We start from the raw sequence: 7,223 nt of genomic DNA, 5'->3' as shown, positions 1-7,223 counted from the left end.
CGCTGATATCCGCGGCAACCGCGGGCAGTCCCGCCTCGGCGCACAGGTCAAACACGGTGCGGCGCGTTATGCCGGGCAGCACGCCGACGGCGGGCGTGGTCAATTTGCCTGCCCTGACACAGAACACGTTGAAGCCTGGACCTTCGGCGAGGTTACCGTTGAAGTCGAGGACCAGCGCGGTGTCGGCGCCGCGGTCATAAGCGTCGTAGAGCCCGCGCACCAGGTCCAGCCAATGGTAGTTCTTGATCGAGGGATCGATCGAGGCAGGTGGGATACGGACTTTGTCGCTGATCGCGACGTGGAGGCCGCTTCGCAATTGTTCGGCATTGGCGACCGAGCCGAAGGGGACGGCGAAAGCCATGAACCGGTTGATCGCCTGACGCGGATCGCGGCTGAAGGTCGGCGAGGCGCCGCGCGTGCACAGCATCTCGACATAGGCGGCGCGATGGCCGGACAGCGCGACGCAATTGTGCAGGATTTCGGCAACGCCGTCGCGGCCGAACGGGATGGTCATGCGAAGCTTTTCCAGCCCGCCGAAGAAACGGTCGAGATGCAGATCGAGACGGAAAAAGCGACCGTCCCAGACATGGACCGTGTCGTAAGTGGCGTCGGAATGCAGAAAGCCCCAGTCCAGCACCGACACCTTTGCCTGCGACATCGGCAGATATTGTCCATCGAGGTAAGCGACGCCGTTGGGATAGGCATGCGGATCGAGATGACGCTCTGACAGAATGGGTAGTGGCGCGGCAGGCGCGGGGGCGGCTTGGCTCATTTCGCTCCATCTTCGTCGTTGTGGAAAGGCAGGTTAGCGTCCAGCTTCGAATGAAGTAAGAGCCAGGCCAACGGCGCTGTCTAGCCTAGCCTGTGCTTTACTCGTCCTCGTCATCCTCTTCCAGCAGCCGCGTCGCGCGCCAGCGGGTCAGCACCTCATTGGTCTCGTCGATGACAAAGAAGCGTGCCGAGTCTCGGTCATAGCCTTCGGCCAGCAGTTTGTCATAGTCGGTATGGGTGTGGCGGACATGCGCGATGGTTGCCAGCCACACCGCGATCGTCGGCGGCAAGCTCTTCATATGCACGGCTCCGGCATCGGCGCGGATTTTTTCCATGTCGGAATAGGGGGCGAGCGGCAAGAGCGCGGTGAGCGCCTTGGCAATCGCGCGGCGGCGGCCGGTCGGCGCGCTCATTTCTCCTCGCGTCCGGCAATGGCCGCCTCAGGGAAGGCATCGGTCGACGCATAGTAGGGCTTGATGTCGACGACCGGCGTGCCGTCGAGCACGTCGATGGCGTCGATCTCGATCCGGCCTTCCTCGATATCGAGCGCGACGAGCTTGGCGATGTGCAGGCCGACAGGGTTCGGCCGGGCAGGGGAGCGCAGCGAGAAAACGCCTTTCGGTTCAGCCGCATGGCGCGGCTTCTGCACAATCAGATTCCGTGGGGCATGATCGAGCCAGGACAGGATGACGATGTGGCTGGCGCGATCGAGGTTCTGCAGCCCCCGGCGGTAGGGCTTGTCGATCAGGATGGCCCCAGTCCGACCGGTCTCGCGGGCGGCGCGCATGTTCTTGGGACAATCCTCGCGGCTCGTCCAAGGCGAGGCGATCCGGCCGATGAAGACGACATGGCCGTCCGGCGGCAGATTGGCCGGGTCGTTTTCCAGGAGCGTCTCGTCCTCGCGTCTCTCGAACATCGTTCAATCAATCCGCGGACGCATGGCCTGCAATGCGCGGACCATGGCTGCGCCATTTTCTTGTCCGAGAGCGACATAACGCTTGCCAGGGTTTTAAATTCGACATAAACATATCTTTATATCTTTCGGCGAGAACCTTTCATGCATGTCACGCTCGACACGATGGTAGATACATTGAAGGCGGCTGCCGAATCCAGCCGCCTGCGCATTCTGGTGCTGCTGTCGCGCGGCGATCTCACGGTCTCCGACCTTACCGAAATCCTTGGCCAGTCGCAGCCGCGCGTCTCACGGCATCTGAAGCTACTGCTCGATGCCGGGCTGATCGGCCGCTACCAGGAAGGGTCCTGGGCCTTTTTCAGGCTGTCGGACACAGACAGCTCGCGCGATTTCGTTCAGCGGCTCGTCTCGGGCGTGCGCGAGGCCGATCCGCAGGTGGTGCGCGACCTGGAGCGGCTGGCCGCTGTCAAGCGCAAGCGGCAGGACCGGGCCGCGGAGTATTTTTCGGAGAACGCCGCCAGCTGGGATCGCATCCGCTCGCTGCATGTGCCGGATCGCGCGGTGGAAGCGGCACTGCTCAAGCTTGTCGGCAAACGGCCGTTCCAGTCGATGCTCGATCTCGGCACCGGCACGGGCAGGCTGCTGGAGATCTTCGCGCCGCTCTACCGGCGCGGCGTCGGCATCGACATGTCGCGCGAGATGCTGACCGTGGCGCGCGCCAATCTCGACAAAGCCGGCGTCGCCAATGCGCAGGTGCGCCAGGGCGACATCTTTTCGCCGCCGGTCGAGCGCAACGCCTTCGATCTCGTCACCATCCACCAGGTGCTGCACTATCTCGACGATCCGGCCCGCGCCATCGGCGAGGCCGCGAGGCTGCTGCGTCCGTCCGGCAGGCTGGTGATCGTCGATTTCGCGCCTCACAATCTGGAGTTCCTGCGCGACCAGCACGCGCATATGCGGCTAGGCTTTTCCGACCGGCAGATCGCCGACTGGTTCGAGGAGGCAGGGCTTGACCTCGAAGAGAGCCAGGAGTTCGAGCCGCGCGGCCAGGCCGAGGCGAGACTCACCGTCAAGCTCTGGCTGGGTCGCGATCGCCGCCTGCTGATCGCCGATCCGTCCAACGACACACTTCCAGCAAGGGAAACAGCCTGATGAACCAGTTCCGCTTTTCCCGCCGCCCCGACATTGGCGACAAGGTCCGGGTTTCGTTCGAGTTCTTCCCGCCGAAAACGGATGAGATGGAAGCAAGGCTCTGGGACACCATCACAAGGCTCGAGCCGCTCAAGCCGCGCTTCGTCTCGGTGACCTACGGTGCCGGCGGCTCGACCCGGGAGCGCACGGCGCGCACCGTGAAGCGCATTCTGCACGAGACGACGCTGACGCCGGCGGCGCATATGACCTGCGTCGACGCGGCCCGGCATCAGGTCGACGCCGTCATCCAGGAATTCGCCGACTTTGGCGTCACCCGTTTCGTCGCCTTGCGTGGCGATCCGGCAGCAGGCGTGGGGACCGCCTATCGTCCGCATCCCGATGGTTATGCGAACGGCGCCGAACTGGTCGGGGCGCTGAAGAGCGTCGGCGATTTCGACATCTCGGTCTCAGCCTATCCGGAAAAGCATCCGGAAAGCCCGGACTTCGCCACCGACATCGATATGCTGAAGCGCAAGGTCGACAATGGCGCGACGCGGGCGATCACCCAGTTCTTCTTCGATAACGACCTCTACGAGCGCTATGTCGAGCGCGCGCGCCGCGCCGGCATCTACATCCCCATCGTGCCGGGTATCCTGCCGGTGCACAACTTCACCCAGGTCGCCAATTTTTCCTCCCGCTGCGGCGCGCTGGTGCCGGCCTGGCTGGCCGAGCGCTTCGAAGGGCTGGAGAACGATCCGCAAACGCATGCACTGGTGGCCTCAGCGGTCGCGGCAGAGCAGGTCCATGATCTGGTCGAGCGCGGCGTCGGCGATTTCCATTTCTACACGATGAACCGTGCCGATCTGGTCTTCGCCGTCTGCCACATGATCGGCATCCGCTCGCATGAGGCGGAGGCGGCCGGCTCGGCCGCGGCCTGATCAAACTCGCCGAAAAGTGTGCAGCGGTTTTGCGAAACGACATGCATTCAAAACAATGATTGAAACGGAAAAGGCCGGGCGGAACCCGGCCTTTTCGAATCGGTTGGACTCATCCTCGGTGCTGGTCTTCCCGGCTTCGGCGGGTCAGGGAAGAACGCCCATGATAAGGGCGCCGATGAATGCAAACGCAGCACAAATCATCAATGCGTTGATTGGCCTCGTCAGTCCCATGCCATAGCCTCCTCTTAAGAGCTATGGCCGGAATCTAGAGTCATTTGGGTCACAGGCAAGCGGAAAATGTGCTGCATTGCGACGTGATTGTGGAATTTGCGACCTCGAATTTGCCGTTAGCCATTGAAACTCTTCGGCAAAAATCGATCCAAGAGTTTGTGAATATATTATGGCGAAGCCGTGGCATGGCACCGCTACCATCGGCCGAACAGGCGCCCGTCAATGGTGATCAGACCGACTCCGATCAGCGCCATGCCGCCCATTTCGAAGAGCTGCAGCCGCTCGCCCAGAAACAGGAATCCGAGCAGCACGGCACTCACCGGTACGATCAAAGTGACCAGCGAGGCGTTGGTGGCGCCGGCCGAGGCAACGAGGTTGAAATAGAGGATGTAGGCAAAGGCTGTGGAGAGCAGGGCCAGCCCGAGCACCGCGGCCCAGACCGGCGGCGAGACCGAAAACAGCCCGGCTGGGCCGTAGGCAATCAGCACGACGGGGATCATGATGATGGTCGATGCGGTCAGTTGCCCGGTGGCGATGACCGGCGAAGGCACCCCCTTGAAGCGGTGCGCGATCATCAGGGCAATCGCGTAGGACACCGAGGCGCCGATCAGCGCGAACTTGGCCCAGGCCGGCTCGCCGAGGCCAGAAGCCAAACCAGGACCGATCATGACAGCTGTTCCTGCAACGCCGAGCGAGATGCCGGCCAGCTTGTTCCAGGACAGTTTTTCGTCAGCGGTGAGCGCATTGGCGAGGAGCAGCGTCCAAAATGGCGTCGTGGCATTGAGCACAGAGGCAATACCGGCGCCGAGCTCGGTCTGGCCGGCGAAGATCAGCGAAAACGGAATGACATTGTTGGCCAACGCCAGCAGGAAGAACAGGCCGGCGTGGGGAAAGGCGAGACGGAAGGACGGGCCGCGGATCGCCAGATAGAGCTGAAGCGCGGCCGCCGCGATGGCGACGCGAAACAGCACCAGCGCCAAAGGATGGATCTCCGCCACGGCAATGCGGGCAAAGAAGAAGGAGCCGCCCCAGATCGCGCCGAGCAGCAGGAGCTGCGCCCAATCTCTGAGCGTCATCGGTCCGCGTGTCGGCGCGGCGCCAGCCGCCATCGTCATGTCGTCACCCCTCCCATGCCGATCGCTCCCTCAGTCCGCCGAACCAGCTCCAACCGATATACGGTTCGGTGGCAAGGGCCACCCGAAACCTGCCCAATGGTTTAGCGTGGCGCAAAAGGGTGCGGCCGCTCGCAGGCGAAGGCGAGACACAGAACTGTTTTCTTTGGCGGCTAGCTAGGATTAATTGTGCGCGCCGAGATCAAGGATTCGTCCATGCAGCGATTCGAAAATGCCCGCGAGGCGGCACTGGCGCTTCGTCCGGACGATCCGGTCTATTGCTTCCGCCCGCAGGTGCTTAAGGCCGATGCTTTGCAGTTCATGGGCATGTTCCCGGGCAAGACCGCCTATGCGGTCAAGACCAATGGCGAGCAGATCGTGCTGAAGACGCTGGTCGAGGCCGGCGTGAGCGCCTTCGACGTCGCCTCGCCCGGCGAGTTCGCCGCTGTGCGGGGGGTCTCGCCCGAGGCCGAAATGCTCTACATGCATCCGATCAAGGCGCAGTCGGACATCAAGCTGGCGTTGGAGAAATACGGCATCCGCGTGATTTCGCTCGATCATGAGGACGAGATCACCAAGCTGACGCGCGTGGTGCGTGCGCTCGACATCGATCCCGGCGCTCTCACCGTCTTCGTGCGCATCCAGACCAAGGGCCACGCGGCATATGAGCTGTCGAAGAAATTCGGCGCCGGTCCCGCCAATGCGGTGGAGCTTGCCGAGCGGCTCAACCGTACCGGCTACAAGGTCGGGCTTTGCTTCCATGTCGGCAGCCAGATCGAGGACCCCGACACCTACGAGCGCGCGCTGGCCTCTGCCGACTGGGTGCGCAACCGGCTGACCTTCGACATTGCCGGGCTTGACGTGGGCGGCGGCTTTCCGGCCGAGTACGGCCACGATCCCAACCGCAAGCACATCGAGATGCCGTCGCTCGGCCAGCTCATGTCGCGGCTGGCCGGCGACCTCAAGGAATACCAGTTCGACGAGATGCCGCTGGTCGCCGAACCCGGCCGCGTGATCGTGGCGCGCTGCCTGTCGCTGATCGTGCGCGTGCTCTTGCGCAAGGGCAAAAGGCTCTACATCAATGACGGCATCTGGGCGTCGCTCTCGGATTCATGGACCGGCAAGATCACGCTGCCGGCGCGCTTCATTCCCGATCCGGCGATCCGCACGCGCAATGGCAGCGACAAGACGGTCGTGCCGTTCAAGGTTTGCGGCGCAACGTGCGATTCCGTCGACATCCTGTCGCGCCCATTCTGGCTGCCGGAAACGGTCGACACCGGCGACTGGATCGAGATCGGCCATATCGGCGCCTACTCGCTGTCACTGAGGACGCGATTCAACGGGTTCTATCCCGACACGTTCGTGGAGGTGACGACGCCGTTCGACGAGGGCGACGCGCCGCAAGGTTTCGCGAGCTTGGAGACGATGGCGGATTGAGCTCCCCCTTCTCCCCTTGGGGGAAGGACAGGGCGCTACAATTTCGCCAGCAATTCCGGCGTCGGCCAACCGTCCACGGCCATGCCGAGCCGCATCTGCTCCTTGCGGATCGCTTCGCGGGTATTCGTGCCGAGGATACCGTCGACCGTGCCGACATCGTAGCCCTTGGCCTCAAGCTTGGTCTGCAGGGCCTTCATCTGGTCACCGTTGAGGCCGGGCTCGGGCGTGCGCGGATCGAATTGCGGCGCCCCGGCCAGACGGGTCGCCAGCACCGCAGCGGTGAGCGCGTAAGTGAAGGACTGGTTCCATTCCAGATAAACGTCGAAATTGTCGTAGGTCAGGAAGGCTGGACCCTTGCGACCCATGGGCAAGGCGAGCCCGGCCTTCAGGCCGTTGTCGACGAGCGGCGTGCCGTCCGGATTGGTCACGCCCCATTGGGCCCATTGCGACAGCGGCAGCTTGTTGGTGCGGCCGGTCTGGTCCCAAGGCATGTCGTCGGGAACACGCACCTCCTCGACCCAGGGCTGGTCGCGCTTCCAGCCGCGCGACAGGATTTTGTCGGCCGTGGTCATGATCACGTCCGCCACGCTGTTCCGGAGATCGACCTTGCCGTCGCCGTCGCCGTCGACGCCGCGGGCGAGATAGTCGGTCGGCAGAATCTGCGTCTGGCCGATCTCGCCGGCCCAGGCG

General features: G+C 63.4%; 8 protein-coding genes. 3 read left to right on the top strand and 5 right to left on the bottom strand.

Features of this window, described 5'->3' with window-relative positions:
• The 3 genes from EOA75_RS25765 to tsaA form a co-directional block, all read right to left on the bottom strand.
• Positions 1-772: aminotransferase class IV (locus EOA75_RS25765; protein ID WP_127325473.1), on the bottom strand; the 772-nt coding region annotated here is incomplete at its 3' end.
• A gap of 97 nt (positions 773-869) precedes the next feature.
• Entirely contained in the window at positions 870-1,184 is a 315-nt protein-coding gene (locus EOA75_RS25760) for a DUF2293 domain-containing protein (RefSeq protein ID WP_066990672.1), read from the bottom strand.
• Positions 1,181-1,687 carry a tRNA (N6-threonylcarbamoyladenosine(37)-N6)-methyltransferase TrmO gene (gene tsaA, locus EOA75_RS25755; RefSeq protein WP_067328995.1) on the bottom strand — a complete coding sequence of 169 codons (507 nt, stop codon included), beginning with the start codon at positions 1,685-1,687 and terminating at the stop codon, positions 1,181-1,183. Before tsaA ends, EOA75_RS25760 begins: the two co-directional genes overlap by 4 nt.
• Before the next feature lie 141 nt (positions 1,688-1,828).
• Between tsaA and EOA75_RS25750 the strand changes: the two genes are divergently transcribed.
• Complete coding sequence (locus EOA75_RS25750) at positions 1,829-2,836, top strand: metalloregulator ArsR/SmtB family transcription factor (RefSeq protein ID WP_067328997.1); 1,008 nt, start codon at positions 1,829-1,831, stop codon at positions 2,834-2,836.
• Entirely contained in the window at positions 2,836-3,753 is a 918-nt protein-coding gene (metF, locus tag EOA75_RS25745; protein ID WP_127325472.1) for a methylenetetrahydrofolate reductase [NAD(P)H], read from the top strand. Before EOA75_RS25750 ends, metF begins: the two co-directional genes overlap by 1 nt.
• Positions 3,754-4,178: 425 nt before the next feature.
• Here the strand turns inward: metF and EOA75_RS25740 are convergent, their stop codons facing one another.
• Complete coding sequence (locus EOA75_RS25740) at positions 4,179-5,099, bottom strand: DMT family transporter (protein WP_127325471.1); 921 nt, start codon at positions 5,097-5,099, stop codon at positions 4,179-4,181.
• A gap of 213 nt (positions 5,100-5,312) precedes the next feature.
• Between EOA75_RS25740 and EOA75_RS25735 the strand changes: the two genes are divergently transcribed.
• A complete protein-coding gene (locus EOA75_RS25735) occupies positions 5,313-6,533 on the top strand; it encodes an alanine racemase (RefSeq protein WP_127217350.1) in 1,221 nt (406 codons plus the stop codon).
• Between the two features lie 35 nt (positions 6,534-6,568).
• Here EOA75_RS25735 and EOA75_RS25730 read toward each other — a convergent pair.
• On the bottom strand, positions 6,569-7,223 hold a 655-nt coding region (locus tag EOA75_RS25730; RefSeq protein WP_206517033.1), incomplete at its 5' end, for a peptidoglycan-binding protein.

The organism is Mesorhizobium sp. M1A.F.Ca.IN.022.07.1.1 (genome assembly GCF_003997575.1).
Taxonomy (GTDB): Bacteria; Pseudomonadota; Alphaproteobacteria; order Rhizobiales; family Rhizobiaceae; genus Mesorhizobium.
This window is presented reverse-complemented; position numbering and strand designations above follow the sequence as displayed.

Bases quoted from the DNA above. Each gene is read 5' to 3' on its own strand.
- EOA75_RS25760 (WP_066990672.1), bottom strand. From the start codon at position 1,184: ATGAGCGCGCCGACCGGCCGCCGCCGCGCGATTGCCAAGGCGCTCACC.
- EOA75_RS25750 (WP_067328997.1), top strand. From the start codon at position 1,829: ATGCATGTCACGCTCGACACGATGGTAGATACATTGAAGGCGGCTGCC.
- tsaA (WP_067328995.1), bottom strand. From the start codon at position 1,687: ATGTTCGAGAGACGCGAGGACGAGACGCTCCTGGAAAACGACCCGGCC.
- EOA75_RS25740 (WP_127325471.1), bottom strand. From the start codon at position 5,099: ATGACGATGGCGGCTGGCGCCGCGCCGACACGCGGACCGATGACGCTC.
- metF (WP_127325472.1), top strand. From the start codon at position 2,836: ATGAACCAGTTCCGCTTTTCCCGCCGCCCCGACATTGGCGACAAGGTC.
- EOA75_RS25735 (WP_127217350.1), top strand. From the start codon at position 5,313: ATGCAGCGATTCGAAAATGCCCGCGAGGCGGCACTGGCGCTTCGTCCG.